16 protein-coding genes are annotated in these 20,096 nt (G+C 72.0%); 11 read left to right on the forward strand and 5 right to left on the reverse strand.

Going from position 1 to position 20,096, the window contains the following annotated elements; all coding sequences use genetic code 11:
• Nucleotides 1-33: 33 nt before the first annotated feature.
• Nucleotides 34-1,335 carry a serine hydrolase domain-containing protein gene (locus AB0I89_RS19060; protein WP_357128120.1) on the reverse strand — a complete coding sequence of 434 codons (1,302 nt, stop codon included), beginning with the start codon at nt 1,333-1,335 and terminating at the stop codon, nt 34-36.
• A 98-nt stretch (nt 1,336-1,433) separates the two neighbouring features.
• Here AB0I89_RS19060 and AB0I89_RS19065 point away from each other — a divergent pair, with 98 nt between their 5' ends.
• The 4 genes from AB0I89_RS19065 to AB0I89_RS19080 all read left to right on the forward strand — a co-directional run bounded on the left by AB0I89_RS19065 (nt 1,434) and on the right by AB0I89_RS19080 (nt 6,534).
• Nucleotides 1,434-1,907, forward strand: a complete 474-nt coding sequence (locus tag AB0I89_RS19065; protein ID WP_357128123.1) for an NfeD family protein — start codon at nt 1,434-1,436, stop codon at nt 1,905-1,907.
• A gap of 5 nt (nt 1,908-1,912) precedes the next feature.
• Entirely contained in the window at nt 1,913-3,019 is a 1,107-nt protein-coding gene (locus AB0I89_RS19070) for an SPFH domain-containing protein (RefSeq protein ID WP_357128126.1), read from the forward strand.
• 311 nt (nt 3,020-3,330) lie between these two features.
• Nucleotides 3,331-4,101, forward strand: a complete 771-nt coding sequence (locus AB0I89_RS19075; RefSeq protein WP_357128129.1) for a hypothetical protein — start codon at nt 3,331-3,333, stop codon at nt 4,099-4,101.
• Between the two features lie 231 nt (nt 4,102-4,332).
• A complete protein-coding gene (locus AB0I89_RS19080; RefSeq protein WP_357128132.1) occupies nt 4,333-6,534 on the forward strand; it encodes a transglycosylase domain-containing protein in 2,202 nt (733 codons plus the stop codon).
• 142 nt (nt 6,535-6,676) lie between these two features.
• Here AB0I89_RS19080 and AB0I89_RS19085 read toward each other — a convergent pair whose 3' ends face one another.
• Nucleotides 6,677-7,039 carry a DUF1330 domain-containing protein gene (locus AB0I89_RS19085; RefSeq protein ID WP_357128135.1) on the reverse strand — a complete coding sequence of 121 codons (363 nt, stop codon included), beginning with the start codon at nt 7,037-7,039 and terminating at the stop codon, nt 6,677-6,679.
• A gap of 173 nt (nt 7,040-7,212) precedes the next feature.
• Between AB0I89_RS19085 and AB0I89_RS19090 the strand changes: the two genes are divergently transcribed.
• Nucleotides 7,213-7,785, forward strand: a complete 573-nt coding sequence (locus AB0I89_RS19090) for a TetR/AcrR family transcriptional regulator (protein ID WP_357128138.1) — start codon at nt 7,213-7,215, stop codon at nt 7,783-7,785.
• Between the two features lie 151 nt (nt 7,786-7,936).
• Here AB0I89_RS19090 and AB0I89_RS19095 read toward each other — a convergent pair whose 3' ends face one another.
• Nucleotides 7,937-9,784 carry a thiamine pyrophosphate-requiring protein gene (locus AB0I89_RS19095; protein ID WP_357128141.1) on the reverse strand — a complete coding sequence of 616 codons (1,848 nt, stop codon included), beginning with the start codon at nt 9,782-9,784 and terminating at the stop codon, nt 7,937-7,939.
• Nucleotides 9,785-9,903: 119 nt separating this feature from the next.
• On the opposite strand from AB0I89_RS19095, the gene AB0I89_RS19100 reads away from it, so the two are divergent.
• From AB0I89_RS19100 to AB0I89_RS19110, 3 genes are read left to right on the forward strand one after another with little or no spacing between them, the layout of a single operon-like run.
• Nucleotides 9,904-10,716: an RNA methyltransferase gene (locus AB0I89_RS19100; protein ID WP_357128144.1), complete on the forward strand. Its 813-nt coding sequence runs from the start codon at nt 9,904-9,906 to the stop codon at nt 10,714-10,716.
• 28 nt (nt 10,717-10,744) lie between these two features.
• On the forward strand, nt 10,745-12,196 hold the full coding sequence (argG, locus tag AB0I89_RS19105; protein WP_357128147.1) for an argininosuccinate synthase: 1,452 nt from the start codon (nt 10,745-10,747) through the stop codon (nt 12,194-12,196).
• Between the two features lie 41 nt (nt 12,197-12,237).
• On the forward strand, nt 12,238-13,920 hold the full coding sequence (locus AB0I89_RS19110; RefSeq protein ID WP_357128150.1) for a PucR family transcriptional regulator ligand-binding domain-containing protein: 1,683 nt from the start codon (nt 12,238-12,240) through the stop codon (nt 13,918-13,920).
• Nucleotides 13,921-14,108: 188 nt separating this feature from the next.
• On the opposite strand, the gene AB0I89_RS19115 is transcribed toward AB0I89_RS19110, so the two are convergent.
• Nucleotides 14,109-15,458, reverse strand: coding sequence for a hypothetical protein (locus AB0I89_RS19115; RefSeq protein ID WP_357128153.1), 1,350 nt, complete (start codon nt 15,456-15,458; stop codon nt 14,109-14,111).
• Between the two features lie 82 nt (nt 15,459-15,540).
• On the opposite strand from AB0I89_RS19115, the gene murD reads away from it, so the two are divergent.
• Complete coding sequence (gene murD, locus AB0I89_RS19120) at nt 15,541-16,890, forward strand: UDP-N-acetylmuramoyl-L-alanine--D-glutamate ligase (RefSeq protein WP_357128156.1); 1,350 nt, start codon at nt 15,541-15,543, stop codon at nt 16,888-16,890.
• A 43-nt stretch (nt 16,891-16,933) separates the two neighbouring features.
• Here murD and AB0I89_RS19125 read toward each other — a convergent pair whose 3' ends face one another.
• Entirely contained in the window at nt 16,934-17,950 is a 1,017-nt protein-coding gene (locus AB0I89_RS19125; protein WP_357128159.1) for a sigma-70 family RNA polymerase sigma factor, read from the reverse strand.
• A gap of 221 nt (nt 17,951-18,171) precedes the next feature.
• On the opposite strand from AB0I89_RS19125, the gene AB0I89_RS19130 reads away from it, so the two are divergent.
• Nucleotides 18,172-18,576, forward strand: a complete 405-nt coding sequence (locus AB0I89_RS19130; protein WP_357128162.1) for an SgcJ/EcaC family oxidoreductase — start codon at nt 18,172-18,174, stop codon at nt 18,574-18,576.
• 63 nt (nt 18,577-18,639) lie between these two features.
• Nucleotides 18,640-20,082, forward strand: a complete 1,443-nt coding sequence (locus tag AB0I89_RS19135) for an MFS transporter (protein ID WP_357128165.1) — start codon at nt 18,640-18,642, stop codon at nt 20,080-20,082.
• Nucleotides 20,083-20,096: the final 14 nt, after the last annotated feature.

Here is a 20,096-nt window from a genome sequence, read left to right on the forward strand (position 1 = left end):
CTCAAGGCCGGGCGCTCAAGGTCGGACGGCGGGTCAGGGGGCCTCGTCCGGGCTGCGCGTGAAGACGAATGTGGCGATGTCGATCGCCGTCGCCCGTCCGTCGTCGTCGCGCAGCACCGACAGGATCTCGCCGTTCTCCGGACCGGAGCGTCCCCGCCAGCGGTCCGTCCCCTCGGCGGTGAACCGGCTCACCCGCTCGCCGCGTACGTGAGCCACCAGCTCACCCGCATCCCAGCTCAGGTCCAGCGAGGTGCCCATCCACCACCAGCGACCGGTCAGCTCGGCCACGTCGGCAGCGGGCGCGGTGGTGGCGGGCCGCCATGGCTGGCTGAGCGCCGGTTCGGCATCCAGCACGGTGGTCAACAGCCGACGGCCGAGTGTGGTGATCGGGAAGCCGTACGAGTTGGCGAAGCCGATCACGGCGGTACGGCTGGGCCGGTGCACCACGAGGGCGGCCACGTACCCGGGCATCGAGCCGCCGTGCCCGACGTACACGCGCTCGCCGTCGCGGTAGAGCTCCAGCCCCAGGCCGTGCCCGCCGGTCCAGGAGTCGAGGTCGCTGATCACCACGGGGGCGCACATCTCGGTCAGCGTCTCGGCGGCCAGCACCGACGGGTCGGGGTCGGCCAGGAACGCGGCCCAGCGGCCCAGGTCCTCGATCGTCGACCAGAGCTGCCCGGCCGGGGCCATCGCGCCGGTGTCGGTGCGCGGCTCCTCGCGCAACGTGTGGTGCCAGGGGTGGACGACGTAACCGCGGGCGTACGGCTCGGTGGCCGCGTAGGTGGTGCGGCGCAGGCCCAGCGGGGTGAGGATCCGCTGGTCGAGCAGGTCTGCCCAGGGCGTCCCGGTGAGTCGTTCGAGCACCCCGCCGAGCAGCCCGTACGCCAGGTTGGAGTAGTGGTACGTGCTGTGCGGGGAGTAAGCGATCTTGTCGGCGGTGACCCCGGCGAGCAGGGTCGGTAGGTCGACGCCTTCGTTGCGCTCCCACCAGTCGCCCTCGGGTTCGCGCTGGATCCCGCTGGCGTGCCCGAGGAGTTGGCGCAGGGTGAGCGCGCCGAGGCCGGTGCCCGGCAGGTGCTGCTCCAGCCGGTCGTCGAGACCCAGTCGGCCGGCGTCGCGCAACTGCATGATCAGGGTGGCGGTCATCGTCTTGCTGATCGAGCCCACCCGGTACTGCAGGTCGACGTCCGGGCGGGGGTGCTCGCCGGCGACGGCCAGGTGCGCCAGCGCGCCGTCGCGGACCACGCCCAGCACCAGCGACGGGACGTGGCCGTCGGCCTGCGCCTGGGCGACCCGCGCGTCGATCTGTCGGGCGGTCTCGGGTAGCAGGGTCAACGCATCTCCTCGGGTCGGGCCGCCGCTGGATGGGCCTCGCCGAGCCTACTGATCTTCGCGGGGGAGCCGCGCGAGCATTTGCGTGTCACGATCGTGGTGTGGACGCGGTGGTGTGGATCGTTCTGGGTGTGGTGCTGGCGGTCGCCGAGATCTTCACGACGACCCTGTTTCTGATCATGTTCGGGGCCGGGGCGTTCGCCGCCGCGGGCGCTGCGGCCCTGGGCGCGCCGGTTGCCGTGCAGGCGCTGGTCTTCGCGGTGGTGTCCGCGCTGAGCCTGGTCGTGGTCCGACCGGTGATCAAGCGGCACGGCCGGTCGGCGCTGGAGAGCGGCGAACAGCCGTTCGGCGTGGAGGCCATCGAGGGCTCCACGGCGCTGGTGCTGGAGCGGGTGGACGCCGACCACGGGCTCGTCAAGATCGACGGTGAGTTGTGGACGGCCCGGGCGTACGACACGACGCAGACTTTCGAGCCCGGTCAACGGGTTCGGGTGATAAAGGTCCGGGGCGCGACCGCCCTGGTGTGGCAGGACGACGTTTCTTCCGCCGGCGAGCTGCCGGAAGCGAGAGGGTGAACGGGATGACGATATTCGGGGTGCTGGTGATCGCGGTGGCGCTGATCGCCGTGATAACGCTGGCCAAGGCGGTGCGGATCGTGCCGCAGCAGCGCCATGACGTGGTGGAACGGCTCGGCAAGTACAAGCGCACCCTCAGCCCCGGTCTCAACCTGCTGGTGCCGTTCATCGACGCGGTCCGTACCAAGGTCGACATGCGCGAGCAGGTGGTCAGCTTCCCGCCGCAGCCGGTGATCACCTCGGACAACCTGGTGGTCTCGATCGACACGGTCCTCTACTTCAAGGTGGTCGACCCGGTCCGGGCGACGTACGAGATCTCCAGCTTCCTCCAGGCGATCGAGCAGTTGACGGTGACCACGCTGCGCAACGTGATCGGCTCGCTCGATCTGGAGCGGGCGCTGACCAGCCGCGACGAGATCAACCGGCACCTCTCCGGGGTGCTGGACGAGACGACCGGCCGCTGGGGCATCAAGGTGACCCGGGTCGAGATCAAGGCGATCGAGCCGCCGGCCAGCATCCGCGACTCGATGGAGAAGCAGATGCGCGCCGAGCGGGACCGCCGCGCCGCGATCCTCACGGCCGAGGGGCACAAGCAGTCGCAGATCCTCACCGCCGAGGGCGAGAAGCAGTCCGCGGTGCTGCGGGCTGACGGTGACCGGCAGGCCCGGATCCTGCAGGCCGAGGGCCAGGCGAAGGCGATCCGGACGGTGTTCGACGCGATCCACCAGGCGAACCCGAGCCAGAAGGTCCTCGCCTACCAGTACCTGCAGGCGCTGCCGCAGATCGCACAGGGCAGCGCCAACAAGGTCTGGATCGTGCCGGCCGAGCTGACCAAGGCGCTGGAGGGCATGGGTGGCGCGCTCGGTGGGCTGAGCCAGATGGTGGGTGACGTGCCCGCGCCGGAGGCCGCCGACCACGCGAGCCAGGTCGAGCGCGAGGCCGCGGCGGCGGCGCAGGCTGCTGCCGCCGCCGCCCAGCAGATCCACGACGAGGTACGCGTCGCCGAGGCGCAGGCCACCGGCGGCAACAAGCCGCAGGGCCTGCCCGCGCCGGAGCCGGTCACCCCGGACAGTCTGGTCAACGACCCGACGGACCAGCGCGAGCGCGGCTGACCCGGCACCCGGGCCGCGCGGTGCGGGCCGCCGCGCGGCACCGAGCGCCGGGTAAAGCGCGTCCGGCGGCGTCGAGTGCCGGGTAAGCGCGTCCGGCGGCGTCGAGCGCCGGGTAAAGCGCGTCCGGCGGCGTCGAGTGGGTGCGGCTGGCCGGGCGGTGCCGGGCCGGGGTCCGGACGCCGGAGGTAAATGCGAGAAAGGCTCATGGGGCGCTCCGACGCCTGCCACGATCGGTCCTAGGACGGGTGGTGACCAGGCAATCGGGGCGCCCCGGCGCGTCCCGCACCGCTCGTGGACGAGCGAGGTGACGCATGAAGGATCCGGCGAATCGGATGTGGTCCTCGGCCCCCGTACCCGGCGCGCACGATCCGGTCGCGCCACTGGGCTCCCGGCGCAGCGGCGGCGGCTTCGGCGTACTGCCATTCGTCGGCGAGCCCAGCCCGCTCGCGCCCGCCACGAACGCCAGTTGGGCCTGGTCGGTACGCCGGTTCGCGCGGGCCGCGGTGTGGCTGCTGCCCGCGTACGCCATCCTCTACGGCGCGGTGGCGATGGCCAGCGACGGCGGGGTGGGCAACGACCCGTATCCGGCGGACGGCCAGGCGGTGTACCTGATCGGCTGGGTGGCGGCGGTCTGGCTCGGCCTGCTCGCGCTGCTGGCCCTCACCGGCCTGCTGGCCGCGACCCGCAGCCGGCGGGTGGCCGCCGCCGGGCTGCTGGTCAGCATCGCCGGCACGGTGCTGATGCTGCCGTTCGCCGGGTTCGAGGAGCAGACGCCGGTCTTCGGCACCACCGCGCGGTCGCTGGTGCTGCTCGGCGCGACCTTCTACAGCGCGGGGTGGTTCCTCACCGGGTGGGCGGTGGCCCGCTCGGGCACCTTCAGCCTCGGCGACGGGGTCATGCTGATCATCGCCGCGCCGCTGCTCGGCCTCGGCGGCGCCCTGATCGGGTCGCTCCAGACGTTCGGCGCGATCTTCGTGCTGATCGCCGGCATCGGCATCGGCTACCGCAGCGGCCGCCTGATGCCCCGCCAAACCGCCGACGACGCCGCCAACGCCAGCCTCTCCACCCCCCCAACCCCCTAACCCCCCCAACCCCCAACCCCCAACCCGCGCCCACCCACCTCGCCCCACCTCGCCTCGCCTCGGTGATCAAGAGGTTCGCGTCAAGAATCGGCCCTTACCTGACGCAAACCTCTTGATCACCGGGTGGCAGTGGGGGTGGGCGGGGGTGGGGTGGGGTGGGGTGGGGGAGTTGGGGTGAGGTTGGCTACAGGGGGTGGTCGGTTGGCGTTATTTGTGGCAATCCTGGGTTGCATGGCCGCCCCCCGCTCGCCGCTGTCGCGGCTGTTCACCGTGCTGCTCACCGGCCTGCTGGCCGGGTTGGTCCTGGCCGCCGCGGCGCTGCCGGGCAACTTGCTGGTCGGGTTCACCGCGCGCGCCGCGCTCAGTTCGTACGCCGCGCTGCCCGACGCGCTGCGCACCCCGGCGACGCCGCAGCGCTCCTACCTCTACGCCAACGACGGCAAGACGCTGCTCACCACGTTCTACGACGTGAACCGGACGGACGTCGCGTTGGCGGACGTCGCCCCGGTGATGCGGCAGGCGATCGTGGCGGCCGAGGACCGGCGGTTCTACGACCACGGTGGCGCGGACCTGCGCGGCCTGGCCCGGGCGCTGGTCGCAAACGTCAAGGGCGGTGGCACCGAGCAGGGCGGCTCGACGCTGACCATGCAGTACGTCCGTAACGTCCTCAAGACCGACCCCACCCGCACCGCCGAGGAGCGGGCCGCCGCGACCGACCCCACCGTCGGTCGGAAGATCCAGGAGATTCGGTACGCGGGCGCGCTGGACAAGAGCCTCGGCAAGGACGAGATCCTCGGCCGGTACCTGAACATCGCCTACTTCGGCTCCGGCGCCTACGGGATCGCGGCGGCCAGCCAGCGCTACTTCGGCAAGCCCCCGGCGCAGTTGACCCTCGCCGAGTCGGCCCTGCTCGCCGGTCTGGTGCAGTCCCCGGACGCGTACAGCCCGATCAGCGGCGACAAGGACCAGGCCCTCGCCCGCCGGTCGTACGTGCTGGACTCGATGGTCGCCACCGGGGCGATCACCGCCGCGCAGGCCGCCCAGGCCAAGGTCGAGCCGCTGGCTCTGCACCCCACCGCCCAGCCCAACGGCTGCACCGCCGTCGCCCAGGGCCACGACGACTGGGGCTACTTCTGCGACTACCTGCGCCAGTGGTGGCTGACCCAGCCGGCGTTCGGCGCCACCCCCGCCGAGCGCGAGCAGGCCCTGCGCGCGGGCGGCTACACCGTCGTCACGTCGCTCGACCCGAAGATCCAGGCCACCGCGCAGCAGCAGGCCACCAAGGTCTACGGGTACGACAACAAGCGCGCCCTGCCGATCGCGGCCGTCCAGCCGGGCACGGGGCGGGTGCTCGCCATGGCGGTCAACCGGCACTACAGCCTCGCCGACAACCCGGCCGGGCAGGGCAACTACCCCAACACCGTCAACCCGCTGATCTCCGGTGGGGCCAGCGTGGACGGGTACCAGGCGGGCTCGACGTTCAAGCTGTTCACCATGCTCGCGGCGCTGGAGTCGGGCCGTACCCTCTCCACCGGGTTCGACGCCCCCGCCAAGCTGCCCACCCGGTACCCGGCCGAGGGGCCGGGCAGTTGTGACGGCAAGTGGTGCCCGGCGAACGCCAACCCGGCGTGGATGGACGGGTACCGGATGATGTGGGACGGCTTCGGCCGTTCGGTGAACACGTACTTCGTGTGGCTGGCCGAGCAGGTGGGCCAGGACAAGGTGGTCGAGATGGCGCAGCGGCTCGGCATCACGTTCCGCGCCGACACCGACGCCGCCTTCGCCAAGAACAACGCGGCGAACTGGGGATCGTTCACCCTCGGCGTGGCTGCCACCACCCCCCTCGACCTGGCCAACGCGTACGCCACGGTGGCCGCCGAGGGCACCTACTGCACGCCGGTGCCGGTGGTCTCGGTGACCGACGCGAAGGGCACGAAGGTGCCGGTCGGTGAGCCGTCCTGCAAAAAGGTCCTCGACGCCGACGTGGCGCGCGCCGCGACCGACGCGGCCCGCTGCCCCGTGGGCCAGCAGTCGCCGTACGGGCAGTGCAACGGCGGCACCGCCACCGGTGTGAACGACATTCTCGACGGCCGTCCGGTGGCCGGTAAGACGGGCAGCTCGGAGGAGAACGCCACCGAGACGTTCGTCGGCTTCACCCCGCAGGTGGCCGTCGCGGGCATCGCGGCCAACCCTGACGACCCGGCCGACTCGGTGGGTTCGGCGGTGCAGAGCAAGGTGATCGACGCGGTCGCGCGGGTCATCGCCACCGCCGTGAAGGGCCAGCCGGAGAAGGCGTTCACCGCCCCCAGCAAGGAGTTGGCCGGCGAGCCCCGCCGCCCGGTGGAGCGCCCGGCCGTCCCCGAACGCCAGCAGCCCACCCCGGACCAGGACCCGCTCTCGGCCCTGCAACGCTGGCTCGACCGTCGGGGCTGACCCCGGATCCAGCGGCGGCCTGGCTCACCTCGGGCCGGGCCGCCGTGCTCTTTCCACACGCCCGCTGGCTGGCCTCGGTCACGCCCGAGGTCACCGCCGAGCTTGGCGGTGACCTCGGGCGGCGACGTGACCGGGCGCGGCCTCAGCGGTTGGTAGCGGCTGCCGAGATCGCTGCGCGCACCTGCTGGGCGAAACCGGCGACGGTGAAGTCCGAGGCCAGGCTGTCGACCAGGATGATGTCCGAGATCGCGTTGTTCATCCGAAGCGGCAGGATCGCCTGGTACTCGGGCGAGTTGTACCACTTCTCGGCGTCGGCGCGGCTGGGGAACTCCATCAGGACGACGGAGCCGGGCCAAGCTCCCTCGACCACGTCCACGTCGCCCTGGGCGAGCCACTTGCCGCCGTACGGGTGCACGGTGGCCTCGACCTGCTCCAGGTACGACAGCCCCGCCTCGTTCGGGATGCCGCCAGGGATGCGCAGGTGGTTGATCAGGTAGGTGCTCATGGGGACCTCCAGTCCTCGAATTTTGGATGACGCCCATAATCTAACCGAGGCGCGCAGCTGCGGCAAGTTTTGGATTAGGGTCGTCCTCTATAGTTGGGGGGTCGACTGGTGAGAGGGGGGGCGCGATGGGCAGGACGTCCCGTGCGGAAGCGGCGAGGCACCGCGAGGAAGTGGTGGCCGCCACGTCGAGGCTGCTCCGTGAACGCGGCGCGGCGGGCATGAGCGTGCAGGACCTCATGGGTGCCGCCGGGCTGACCCACGGCGGGTTCTACAAGCACTTCAGCTCGAAGGACGAGTTGTTGGGCATCGCCGCCGCGACGGCCTTCGGCGAACTCCTGGCCCTGCTGGACCAACTCTCCGACGATTTCCCCGACCGGTCGGAAGCGCGGAACGCGCTGCTGCGGCACTACCTGTCACCCGAGCATCGCGACACACCCGGCACGGGATGTGCCAATACCGCGCTGGCCGCTGACGCCGCCCGGTCACCCGCCGACAGCCCGCTCCGGACGTCGTACGCGGAGGGTGTCCAGGAGACCATCAGGCGATTGACTGACATCGAGGATGCGCCCGGCCGAGACGGGCCCGACGCCCGTCGGGTGGCGCTTGTCGATCTCGCGACGATGGTCGGTGCGCTCACGCTGGCCCGTGCGACGGGCCAGACGCCCCTGTCGGCGGAGATCCTCCAAGCCGCGCGGGAAGCCCTGTCCGGCCCGGTCAGCGCTAGCCGCGACGGGGACCGCGACTAGCGACGCCTCGCCCGCACCCCGTCCCACCCACCATCCCCGGCGATCTTGCACTTTCGGTTGCCGATTCGCCGCCCCTATGGCGCTTTGTCCCCACCGAAAGTGCAAGATCGCGGGGGGAGGGCTAGGGGAAGGGGGAGGGGGAGGGGGTGGGTCAGCGTTCCCGGCGGCGGGGGCGGTAGCTGGCGATCGTCGCGGGCAGGCCGCGGCGGATGATGCCGGCCCAGTCGGTGTCGCCGCGTAGCACCGCCGCGGCGGTCTTGCGGGCCTGCTCGGCGGTGAAGTGTGGCGGCAGCATCAGCTCGGCCGGGTCGACCAGCGCGTTGATGACCACCGGACGGTCGGCGGCGAGCGCCCGGTCCCATACGCCCGGGATCTGATCCGGCGAGTCGACCAGCTCACCATGCAACCCGAGCACCTCGGCCCACTGGTGGTAGCCGATGTCCGGGAGCTGTTGGCTGTCCGGGAACATCGGCGTCCCCTCCGAGGAGCGCTGCTCCCAGCTGACGAACGCCAGGTCCCGGTTGTTGAGCACCAGCACCACGAACCGTGGGTCGGCCCAGCCGCGCCAGTACTTCGCCACCGTGATCAGCTCGTTGACGCCGTTCATCTGCATGGCCCCGTCGCCGATCATCGCGATCAGCGGCCGGTCCGGGTGGGCGAACTTCGCGCTCAGCGCGTACGGCATCGCGCCGCCCATGGACAGCAGCGTGCCGGAGAGACTGGCCAGCATCCCGGGCCGGACCTGCACGTGCCGGGCGTACCAGGCGGTCGCCGTGCCGCAGTCCACGGCGAGCATCGCGTCGTCGGGGAGCCGATCGCTGAGGGTGCTGAACAGCAGTTGCGGGTTGACCGGGTCGGCGCGCTGCCCGGCCAGGTCGCGCTGGGCGCGTCGCCACGCCGAGGTGGCCTCGGCGATCTCCGCCCGCCAGGCGGTCGGCCCGGGGCCGGGGCCCAGCTCGTCCAGCAGCGCCCGCAGGGTGGGGCGGGCGTCGCCGGTCAGGTTCACCTCGGTCGGGTACCGCAGGCCGAGCTGCGTGCCGTCCAGGTCGATCTGCACCGCGCGGGCCTGGCCGGGCGGCGGGTAGAACTCCGAGTACGGCATGTTGCTGCCCACGATCAGCAGCCGGTCGCAGCCGGTCATGAGCTGCCAACTCGGCCGGGTCCCGAGCAGCCCGATCGCGCCGGTCACCCACGGCTCGCGATGGTCGACGACGGTGAAGCCGAGCAGCGCGGTGGCGACCCCGGCGCCGAGCCGGTGGGCGATCTCGCGTACCTCGGCCTCGGCCCCGAGCGCGCCCTGACCGACCAGCATGGCCACCCGTTCGCCGCCGCGCAGCACCTCGGCGGCGCGGCGCAGGTCGGCCGTCGGCGGGACGGTCGGCGTACTGCTCGGCACGTTGCTGGTGTGGTAGTAACCGTGCGCGTGCGGGGGATCCACGACGGCCGGCTCGTCCTGGATGTCGGAGGGGAGCACCAGCGCGGTCACCGTCCGACGGGACAGCGCCGTGCGGCACGCCCGGTCGACGAGGTGGCGGACCTGCGCGGGGTGGTCGAGCTGGGCCAGGAAGGCCGCCGCCACGTCCTTGTAGAGGGCCAGCAGGTCGACCTCCTGGTAGTAGCCGCCGCCCTCGGCGGTGACCGCCGTGTGCCCGAGCAGGGCGACCACGGGTTGGTGGTCGAGCTTGGCGTCGTACAGGCCGTTGAGCAGGTGGATGGCGCCGGGGCCGCTGGTCACCAGCGCGCAGCCGAGTGGGCCGCCGCCGTACTTGACGTGCGCGGACGCGGCGAACCCGGCGGTCTCCTCGTGCCGCACCTGGACGAACTGGGCGCGTTCGTTGGTGCGTTGCAGGGCGGAGGTGATGCCGTTGATGCCGTCTCCCGGATAGCCGAAGTACCGGCGTACGCCCCAGCTGAACAGGCGGGAGACGATGTGGTCCGCGACGGTCGGACGGCGGGGCAGGGTGCCCCCTTCGGCCGCTGCCGTGTGCTCTGCGCTCACCTGGCTGGTCCTTCCCGTGGCGTCCGGTACCCCACCGGTCGTTCCCCTTCTCGACCGGACAAAACACCCCCGCCGGGCGGACGTCGGGACGGCCGCCGGCCGTCCGGCAGAATCGTCGGGTGCCCGTCCACCAGATCACCGACCCTGACGACGACCGGATCGCCGACTACCGCGCGCTCACCGACGTCGAGCTGCGCACCCGCTGGGAGCCTCCGCACGGCCTGTTCATCGCCGAAGGCGAGCTGGTGCTGCGCCGGGCGCTGCGGGCCGGCTATCCGGCCCGGTCGTACCTGGTCGACGCCAAGCGCGTCGACCAGCTCGCCGACCTGGACACCGGCGACGCGCCCGTCTACGCCGCCACCCAGGACGTGCTGCAACGGGCCACCGGCTTCCACGTACACCGGGGGGTGCTGGCGTCGTTCCACCGCCGCTCGCTGCCGACGGCGGCCGAGGTGCTCGCCGGCGCGCGCCGGGTGGTGATCCTCGAGGACGTCAACAACCACACGAACCTGGGCGCGATCTTCCGGGGGGCCGCCGCGTTGGGTATCGACGCGGTGCTGCTGTCGCCGTCCTGCGCCGACCCGCTCTACCGGCGCAGCGTGCGGGTGAGCATGGGGGAGGTCTTCGCGTTGCCGTACGCCAAGCTCGACCGCTGGCCGGCCGGTCTCGACGAGGTACGGGAGGCGGGGTTCACCGTTCTCGCCATGACGCCCGCGCCGGACGCCGTACCCATGCAGCGGTTGACCCCGGCGCAGCGCGAGCGGGCGGCGCTGCTGCTGGGCGCCGAGGGGCCCGGCCTGACGGCGGCGGCGCAGGCGGCCAGCGACGTGCGGGTGGTCCTGCCGATGCGGCGTGGAGTGGACTCGTTGAACGTCGCCGCGGCGGCGGCCGTGGCGTTCTGGGAACTGGGACGCGACGATCCGCTTGCATGATCATGCGTCTTGTTGAATAATCTTCCCCGTGTCTAAGGTTCTCACCTCCCTGCCCATCGGCGAACGTGTCGGCATCGCCTTCTCCGGCGGCCTCGACACCTCGGTCGCGGTCGCGTGGATGCGCGACAAGGGCGCCGTCCCCTGCGCGTACACCGCCGACATCGGCCAGTACGACGAGCCCGACATCGGCTCGGTCCCCGGCCGTGCGCTCAGCTACGGCGCCGAGGTCGCCCGACTCGTCGACTGCCGCGCCGCCCTGGTCGAGGAGGGCCTCGCCGCGCTGACCTGCGGCGCCTTCCACATCCGCTCGGGCGGACGCTCCTACTTCAACACCACCCCGCTGGGTCGGGCGGTGACCGGCACCCTGCTGGTCCGCGCGATGATCGCCGACGACGTCCAGATCTGGGGCGACGGCTCGACCTTCAAGGGCAACGACATCGAGCGGTTCTACCGCTACGGCCTGCTGGCCAACCCGATGCTGCGCATCTACAAGCCGTGGCTCGACACCGACTTCGTCACCGAGCTGGGTGGGCGCAAGGAGATGTCCGAGTGGCTGATCGAGCGCGGCCTGCCGTACCGGGACAGCACCGAGAAGGCGTACTCCACCGACGCCAACATCTGGGGCGCCACGCACGAGGCGAAGACCCTGGAGCACCTCGACACCGGCATCGAGACGGTCAGCCCGATCATGGGCGTCCGGTTCTGGGACCCGTCGGTGGAGATCCCCACCGAGGACGTCACGATCGGCTTCGACCAGGGCCGCCCGGTGACGATCAACGGCAAGGAGTTCGGCAGCGCCGTCGACCTGGTGCTGGAGGCCAACGCCATCGGCGGCCGGCACGGCCTGGGCATGTCCGACCAGATCGAGAACCGGATCATCGAGGCCAAGAGCCGGGGCATCTACGAGGCGCCCGGGATGGCGCTGCTGCACACCGCGTACGAGCGGCTGGTCAACGCCATCCACAACGAGGACACCCTGGCCAACTACCACAGCGAGGGTCGCCGCCTCGGCCGCCTCATGTACGAGGGTCGCTGGCTGGACCCGCAGGCGCTGATGCTGCGCGAGTCGTTGCAGCGCTGGGTCGGCACGGCCGTCACCGGTGAGGTGACCCTGCGGCTGCGCCGGGGCGAGGACTACTCGATCCTCGACACCACCGGCCCCGCGTTCAGCTACCACCCGGACAAGCTGTCGATGGAGCGCACCGAGGACTCGGCGTTCGGCCCGTCGGACCGGATCGGCCAGCTCACCATGCGCAACCTCGACATCGCCGACTCGCGGGCGAAGCTGGAGCAGTACGCCTCCCTCGGCATGGTCGGTGGCGCGGGAAGCGAGCGGATGATCGGGGCCGCACAGGCAGCCTCCACCGGACTGATCGGCGCGATGCCGGAGGGCGGCGCGGAAGCCATCGCCTCCCGAGGCGTCGCCACCGCCGCGGACGAGGCGCTCGACCGCGCCGCCATGGAGTTCGGCGTCGACTGACCGGTACCGGCAGGCCGAGGTCCGGGGTCACGCACGGTAGCGTGTCGGCCGTGTTCCCTACCGTGCGTGAGGTCCTGGCCCTGGACCCGGTCCGCCACGGCGCCCCGCGGGTGGTCGCCGGGGACGCCGGGCTGGACCGGCCGGTCCGCTGGGTGCACGTCGCCGAGGTCCCCGACATCGCCACCCTCCTCGGCGGCGGCGAACTGGTGCTCACCACCGGCATCGGCCTGCCGGCCGACGACGCGGGACTGCGCGCGTTCATCGGCGACCTCGCCGACGTGGGCGTCTCCGGACTCGTCGTCGAACTGGGCCGCCGCTACGTCAGCGGCGTACCCCGGGTGATGACCGCCGCCGCCGAACGGCGCGGCCTACCCCTGGTCGAGCTACGCCGGGCCACCCCGTTCGTGCGGATCACCGAGGCCGTGCACGCGCTGATCGTCGACGCGCAGCTCACCGAGCTGCGGGCCGCCGAGGAGATCCACCAGCGGTTCACCGACCTCTCCGTCGAGGGCGCCGAGGCCGCCGAGGTGATCCGGCAGGCCGCCGAGTTGTCCGGCTGCCCGGTCGTGCTGGAGAACCTGTCCCGGCAGGTCCTCGGATACGACCCGGCGGGGGAGAGCGCGGAGCTGCTGCTGGACGGCTGGGAGCAGCACTCCCGGCGCATCCGGCCCGCCGGCCGGACCGCGTACGACCCGGACAGTGGCTGGCTGGTGACCGTCGTCGGCGCGCGGGGCCAGGATTGGGGACGGCTGCTGCTGCGCTGGCCGGCGAGCGGCGACGCGCCCACCGACGCTCCCCCCAATCGGCTGAGCATCCTCGTCGAGCGGGCCGCGTCCACCCTCGCGCTGGGCCGGTTGATCCGCCGCGACGCCGAAGGGCTGGAACGACAGCTGCACCGCACCCTGCTCACCGCCCTGCTCGACCACTCCCGGCCGGTCGACGAGGTGGCGCTGCGCGCCAAGGCGCTCGGTGTGACGCTGGACCGTCGGCACCTCGTCGGCGTGCTGGTCCGCCACCGAACCGACGATTCTGCCGCGGACGGCGGCCCCGAAGCCGGCCAGGCCCGGCTACGCGACCTCTCCGAGGCCGTCGGCCAGGCGCTGCGGGAGGCCAAATTGACGGCACTGACCAGCGCCGTCGACGACAACTCGGTGGGCGCGCTGCTGGCCCTGACCGACCCGGCCGCCGAGGACCGCGCGCTGTCCGCGTTCGCCGAGGCCCTTCGTCGGGTACGCCTCGAGGGCGCCACAGGCCGGGCCGTGTCCAACGCCCCGGTCGGGGTCTTCGTGGCCGCCGGGTCCGGGGTGAGCAGCCTGCGCGAGGCCCGGCGGTCGCTGGTGGAGGCGCGGCAGATCGCCGAGGCCGCCCGCCGGGACCGGCGTGACCTGCCCGTCTTCCGGCTGCCGCACGTGGGTCTGGCCGGCCTGCTGCACCTGCTGCGTGACGAGCCCCGACTCCAGACCTTCGTCGAGCGGGAACTCGGCCCGCTCCTGGAGTACGACGCCCAGCACCCCCGGGAGCGGCTCCTCGACACCCTGCGCGCGTACCTGGAGCAGGGGCGCAACAAATCCGCCGGCGCGGCGGCCGCGCACCTGTCCCGACCGGCCTTCTACGAACGCCTCGCCCGGATAGCCCGCATCCTCGACGTGGACCTCGACTCGGTAGAGGCCAGCCTCTCCCTCCACGTGGCCCTCCTAGCCCTAGAAGCAGTCCGCGCCCCCTAACCCAGACCCCCACCCCACCCCCCACCCCACCCCCACCCCCTCTCAGCCCTGTTGATCAAGAGGTTCGCGTCAGGAAAGCCGTCTTTCCTGACGCAAACCTCTTGATCACCGGGAGCAGGCGGAGTGGGGCGGAGCGCCCGCGCGGAGGCCGGGTGGGGGTGGGTGGGGGGGTGGGTTGGGGGGGTGGGTTAGGAGAGGGCGGTTAGGGCTTTTGCGTAGGTTGGGGGGATGTGGTTGGGGCCGCCGGGGGTGAAGACGTCCGTGTGCGCCACTGCGGACCAGGCTGTGGCGGGGACCGCCTCCACCAGGGCCTTGATCACCGGGGCGTCGCGCCACTGGTCCTGCTCGGCGAGCAGGCCGAGGGCCACCACCGACTCCTCGACCTCGCCCACGCACTCGAACGGCTTGTGCCCGTCCACGCCCAGCAGCTCCCGGTAGCCGGGAATCTGGTCCGGGTCGGCGAGCAGGTCCCCGCCGAAGATGTGGGTGACCCGCTCCCGGGGCATGAACGGCGCCATGGCCAGGAAGACGAACCGGCACTTCGGGCAGTTGCGGCACCAGCGCTCGGACGCGTCACGCAGCTTGAAGGCGGCGTTGCAGCTGGTCACCACGTCGTCGTACCGGGTGAACTCGGCGAACAGCCGGGCGATGTGCAGCTCCGACAGCGACCGCAGTAGGGAGAAGTACGGCTCGGTGAGCCCGGCGTGCTCCGCCAGCGCCCCCCGCAGCAACCCCTCGGCCTCCACGCCCTTGGACCACTGGTGGTTGATCTCGTGACCGTTCCAGATCAGGTTCGGGTCGGACGCCGAGCGCTCGTTGGACATCACCACCGGGCCCAGCCCGTGCAGCACAGCGGTCGCCACCGCGATCAGGGAGTTGATGGCGGTGACCGGGATGTGGCCGTTCAACGCCCCGCTGGCATTGAGGTCGAACAGCACCGGGTCGATCCGCCGACGGGCGGCGAGCGCGGTCAGCCCGGACGCCTCGTTCACCGCGACGATCACGTGGTTCGGGTTCACCGAGAACGGCACCGGGTCCAGTTCGGCGCGGCGCAGCGCCTCCAAGCTCACGATCGAGTCCTTGCCGCCGCCGACGGCCGAGAGCGGGCGACGGTCGGAGTTGTCGTAGACGCGCGGCGACTCCGGTGAGCCGGCCGGCACCTCCGGACGCAGTTCCAGCACGTACGGCAGCTCGTTGCGGTACGCGTACTCGGCGAGGCCCTTGGTGTAGACGGCCGTGACGTAGTCGACGGTGGCCGCGCCCAGCGGCGCCGGCAGCACCAGCCGGGGAGGCGCGGCGGCCTTGTAGTAGCTGACCCCGGCGACGAGGTGCAGCACCTCCAGCACCCGGTCGAGGGTCGCCACCGTCTCGTCCGACGGCGGCTCCGCCGGCAGCGGAAGTGTGATCACCTCGGTGAACCGCTGCTCACCGGCCGGGCCGGTCAGCGCGTAGTCGAACAACACCTCGCCGGTGGCGAAGTCGATCGAGTAGGACGGGAAGGTGAAGGCGTCCATCCGCCGGAGCTGCTCGTTGGGCACACGCCATACTAGGCCCTGGTTCGTCCGGCCGTGTCCGGACCGGGCCCCGCCAGCCGCCGCCGTGACCCCCGAGGAGAGCCCCGTGCGCCTGTCTGACCTGCGCGGACGTACCGTCGCCGTCTGGGGCGCCGGTCGGGAGGGCCGGGCTGCTGTGACCGCCATCGCGGCGCACGGCCCCGCCGATCTGGTCGCCGTCGACGACAGCGCCAACTTCCTGTCGCTGCCGTGGGAAGGTCCGCTGGCCGAGGCGGCCCCCCTGGTGACCGGCGAGGCGGGGTTCGCCCGGCTGACCGCAGCCGACGTGGTGGTCCGCTCGCCGGGGGTGCCGCAGACCCACCCGTGGCTGGTCGAGCTGCGGCGACGTGGCGTCCCGGTGACCCAGGGCACCGCCCTGTGGATGGCCGACCACGCCGCCCGCACCGTCGGGGTCACCGGCAGCAAGGGCAAGAGCACCACCTCCAGCCTGATCAGCCATCTGCTCACCGCGATGGGCCGACCCAACGTCTTCGGCGGCAACATCGGGGTGCCCACGCTCGACCTGCCCGACGCCGAGCTGTACGTGTTGGAACTGTCCAGCTACCAGTGCAGCGACCTCACCGACTCGCCCCGGCTCGCCGTGGTCACCGCGCTGTTCCCCGAGCACCTGGACGCGCACGGCGGCGAGCGGGAGTACTACCGCGACAAGCTCAACCTGCTCGCCCACGACCCGCAGACGATCGTGGTCAACGGCGGCGACCCGCGGCTCGCCGCCGAGCTGGGTGACCTGCCCGCGACCCGGGCCGGCCGGCCCGACACCACCCACGTCGCCACCGGCGCGGACGGCACGCCCTGGTTCCACCTCGGTGACCACCCACTCTTCCCGCGTGCCGTGCTGCCCCTGGTGGGCCGGCACAACGAGGGCAACCTCTGCGTCGCGCTCGCCGTGCTCGACGCGCTCGGTGTCGACGTGGTGGCCGCCAAGGACCACCTCGCCGTCGCCGTCGCCGAGTTCCAGGGGCTGGCCCACCGGCTCACCGAGATCACCGACCCGTCCGGGTTGACCTTCGTCGACGACACGCTGGCCACCAGCCCGTACGCGGCCATGCACGCCATCGACGCGTACGACGGGCGGCCCTTGACGGTGATCGTCGGCGGCAACGACCGAGGGCTGGACTACACCCCGTTGGCCGAGCACCTGGCCGAGCGCGAGCTGACCGTCATCGGCATCCCGGACAGCGGCGCGCGGATCGTCGAGGCGCTGGCCAACCTGCCGAAGGTGCGCACGGAACTGGTCGACGACCTGGTGGAAGCGGTGCGACTGTCCCGGGAGGTCACCCCGACCGGCGGGGTGGTGCTGCTGTCGCCGGCCGCCCCGAGCTACGGCCGGTTCCGCAACTTCGAGCACCGCTCCGAGGTCTTCGCCCAGGCCGTCGCCGACACCGCCGGGGCGTAGGGTCCGGCGGCTTCTCCTCCCACGGATGCTCGGCCCGGCGGGACTACCGTCCTGCGACGGGTCGGCCGGTCTCGTCGACACACGGCGGGAGACCGCAGGGTGCGAAGAGGCTCGGGTCGTGGAAGGAGACGATCCGGGAGACGCCTGTTCGGGTGGGGGTGAGCACCTGGAGGCTGTGCGGGTGGTAGAGCCCTGCGGTGCTCCGGGTGTACGTGGCGAGCGCCGGCTGACCGTTGGCCCTCGCCGGAATTGTGCGGACCGTGCCGGCGCGGCCGAACACGGTCGTGGCGAGGAAGCGAGTGACAGCGTCGCGTCCGGCGAACCAGGTGAGGTGTGGCGGCATCTCCATCGTGACGTCCTCGCGTAACACCTGTAGCAGCGCCGCCGTGTCCGCGTTCTGGAAGGCCCGTGCGTACCGGTCGAGCAGCAGCCGGTCGGCCGGATCGACCGGTTCGGTGAACATGTCCTCGGTAAGGCCGGTGCGAGCCAGGTGCGCGCGGGCCCGCGCGAGCGCGCTGTTGACCGCGTCGGTAGTGGTGTCGAGCAGGTCGGCGACCTCGGAGGCGTGCCAGGCGAGCACGTCGCGCAGGATCAGTACGGCCCGCTGTCGGGCCGGAAGATATTGCAGAGCCGCCACCAGGGCGAGCCGGACGCTGCTGCGGGTGGTGACGATCGTGGCGGGATCCGCGCCGGGCAGTTCCGCCTCCGGCAGCGGATGGACCCAGGCGACGTCGGGGCCGGCCACCGTCAACGGCTGGTCCGGGTCGCCCGACGGGCCCAGCCCGGAGGGCAGGACCCGTCGACTGCGGTGCTTCAGTGTGGTGAGGCAGGCGCTGGTGGCGATGCGGTACAGCCAGACCCGCAGCGACGATCGACCCTCGAAACCGGCGAAGCCGCGCCAGGCCCGCAGGTAGGTCTCCTGGACGACGTCCTGGGCGTCGTGCGTCGAGCCCAGCATGCGGTAGCAGTGCGCCAGAAGTTCGCGGCGGAACGGCTCGGTGAGTCGGGAGAACTCCTCGTCGCCCGTCCCCTGCGCCGGAGCCTGCGCTGCCTGGGTCATGTGTCACTCCACCCGTCTGCGGTCTGACCTGTCTTGGTAAGGACCCGCGATCCGTCGGGAACTGATCGGCTGCGGCTGCGGTGTGGCCAAGCCCACGTCGCCGTCGGCGGCCGACCAGTCCGATCCCTCCACCGAGTCTCCATTCCTGACCGGTGAGCTGCCGAATCCGCCTGGTCCCCAGGTCACCCGAGGCACCTCCCACACCGAGGAGAGGACGACCGATGACTTCCACGACGAGCCCGGACACCGCGGAGCAACCGGTGCGAGCGGTGATCGACGCCGTCTCGGCCGCGTGGGTCGACAACGACGTGGCCGCTTTCGTCGCCCACTATGCCGACGACGCGACCGCGGTACTGCCCGGGGTGGCCCTGCTGAGCAAGGCGGTGCTCCGAACCGCGATGGCGGCGGCGTTCGCCGACCAGCTCAAGGGCACCCGGCGCGTCCATCGCGTGCGGGGCGTGCGGTTCCTCGACGACGTCACCGCGATCGTGGTCAGCCGCAGCGTGACCATCGCCGTCGGCGAGAACGAGCCAGGCGACGAGCGCTGGTCGATCGCCACGTGGGTCCTGTCCGGTCGTTCCGGGCGATGGCTCGTCGAGGCGTACCACGACTGCCCCGCGGCCTGACCGCTGCGCCTCGTCCGCCCCTGACAGCGAGGCGGAACACCCCGAACAACTCTGGAGAAGAACGTGGACAAGGCAGGAACAAGAACGCGCTCCACGCCGGCACAGCGGTGGGCTCTGGCCCTCAGCTCACTGGCATCGTTCGTCGTGGTGCTGGACATGCTGGTGGTGGCGACCGCGCTGCCCGCCGTTCAGCGAGACCTCGGCGCTTCGCTCGAAGAGCTCGAGTGGACCGTCAACGCCTACACGCTCAGCTTCGCGGTCCTGCTGATGACCGGCTCGGCGCTGGGCGACCGCTACGGGCGGCGTCGAATGTTCGCGATCGGGCTGGGCCTGTTCGCCGTGGCCTCGGCCGCGTGCGCGCTGTCCACCCAGGCGGGCCCGCTGATCACGGCGCGGGTGGTGCAGGGGGCCGGAGCGGCGATGATCATGCCGGTCGCGCTGGGCGTGCTCAACGGCGCCTTCCCGCCCGAGCGGCGTGGCTGGGCGACGGGCGTCTACGGCAGCGTCACCGGGCTCGCCGCGATCGCCGGACCGGTTCTGGGCGGCGTCATCTCCCAGAACCTCGCCTGGCAGTGGATCTTCTGGCTGAACGTTCCGCTCACACTCATCGCGATACCGCTGGTGCTCGGCCGGATCGTCGAGGCCCGCGGGCCCGGCGGCACACTCGATCTCCCGGGTCTGGCCCTGGCCGCCGCGTCGGCGCTGGGCGTCACCTGGGCGCTGGTACGCGGCAACGCGGCCGGATGGAGCAGCGCCGAGACCCGGTCGACGCTGGTCGGCGGGATCGTGCTCGGTGGCCTGTTCGTCGTCAGGGAGTTGAAGACCCCCGCCCCGATGCTGCCGATGGGGTTGTTCCGCTCACCGGCCTTCTCCGCCGGCAACGCCGCAGTGTTCTTCATCAACGCGTCGCTGACCAGCGCGATCTTCTTCACCGCTCAGTTCCAGCAGGTCGCCCTCGGCCACGGCGCGGTACAGGCCGGCTTGCGGCTGTTGCCGTGGGGCATCGCACCGTTCCTGATCGCGCCACGGGCGGGCGCGCTCACCGATCGAATCGGCGAACGGGCGCTGGTCATCGCCGGCACTCTCCTGCTCGGCGTCGGCATGGGTTGGATCGCGCTGATCTCCGAGCCCGGCATCGGCTACGCCACGACCGCCGTGGCGATGACCGTCGGTGGCCTCGGGTTCTCGCTGGCCCTTCCCGCCGTCACCAAATCGGTCGTCAGCCGTGTCGCGCCGCAGGACATCGGCCGGGCATCGGGCACCTTCAGCACCCTCCGGCAGTTCGGCGGCGCGTTCGGGGTCGCCCTCACCGGTGCCGTCTTCGCCACGGCCGGCGGCTACGCCACCGCTGGCGTGTTCAGCGACGGCTACGTCCCGGCGATGGGCGTCTCCGCCGCGCTCGCCTTCGCGGCCACCGCCGCCGGCGTCGTGCTACCGCGGCACCGCCGCCTCGCGCCGGCCACGACCACCGGGCGTGCCGCACCCGCCGAATCCGCGACGGGGTGACCCGGCGGGCAACA

This window comes from Micromonospora sp. NPDC049801, assembly GCF_040656575.1.
In the GTDB taxonomy this organism is placed as follows: domain Bacteria; phylum Actinomycetota; class Actinomycetes; order Mycobacteriales; family Micromonosporaceae; genus Micromonospora.

Coding starts and splice junctions, on each gene's coding strand:
- AB0I89_RS19070 (WP_357128126.1), top strand. CDS start 1,913: ATGACGATATTCGGGGTGCTGGTGATCGCGGTGGCGCTGATCGCCGTG.
- AB0I89_RS19075 (WP_357128129.1), top strand. CDS start 3,331: ATGAAGGATCCGGCGAATCGGATGTGGTCCTCGGCCCCCGTACCCGGC.
- AB0I89_RS19080 (WP_357128132.1), top strand. CDS start 4,333: ATGGCCGCCCCCCGCTCGCCGCTGTCGCGGCTGTTCACCGTGCTGCTC.
- AB0I89_RS19085 (WP_357128135.1), bottom strand. CDS start 7,039: ATGAGCACCTACCTGATCAACCACCTGCGCATCCCTGGCGGCATCCCG.
- AB0I89_RS19125 (WP_357128159.1), bottom strand. CDS start 17,950: ATGACCCAGGCAGCGCAGGCTCCGGCGCAGGGGACGGGCGACGAGGAG.
- AB0I89_RS19130 (WP_357128162.1), top strand. CDS start 18,172: ATGACTTCCACGACGAGCCCGGACACCGCGGAGCAACCGGTGCGAGCG.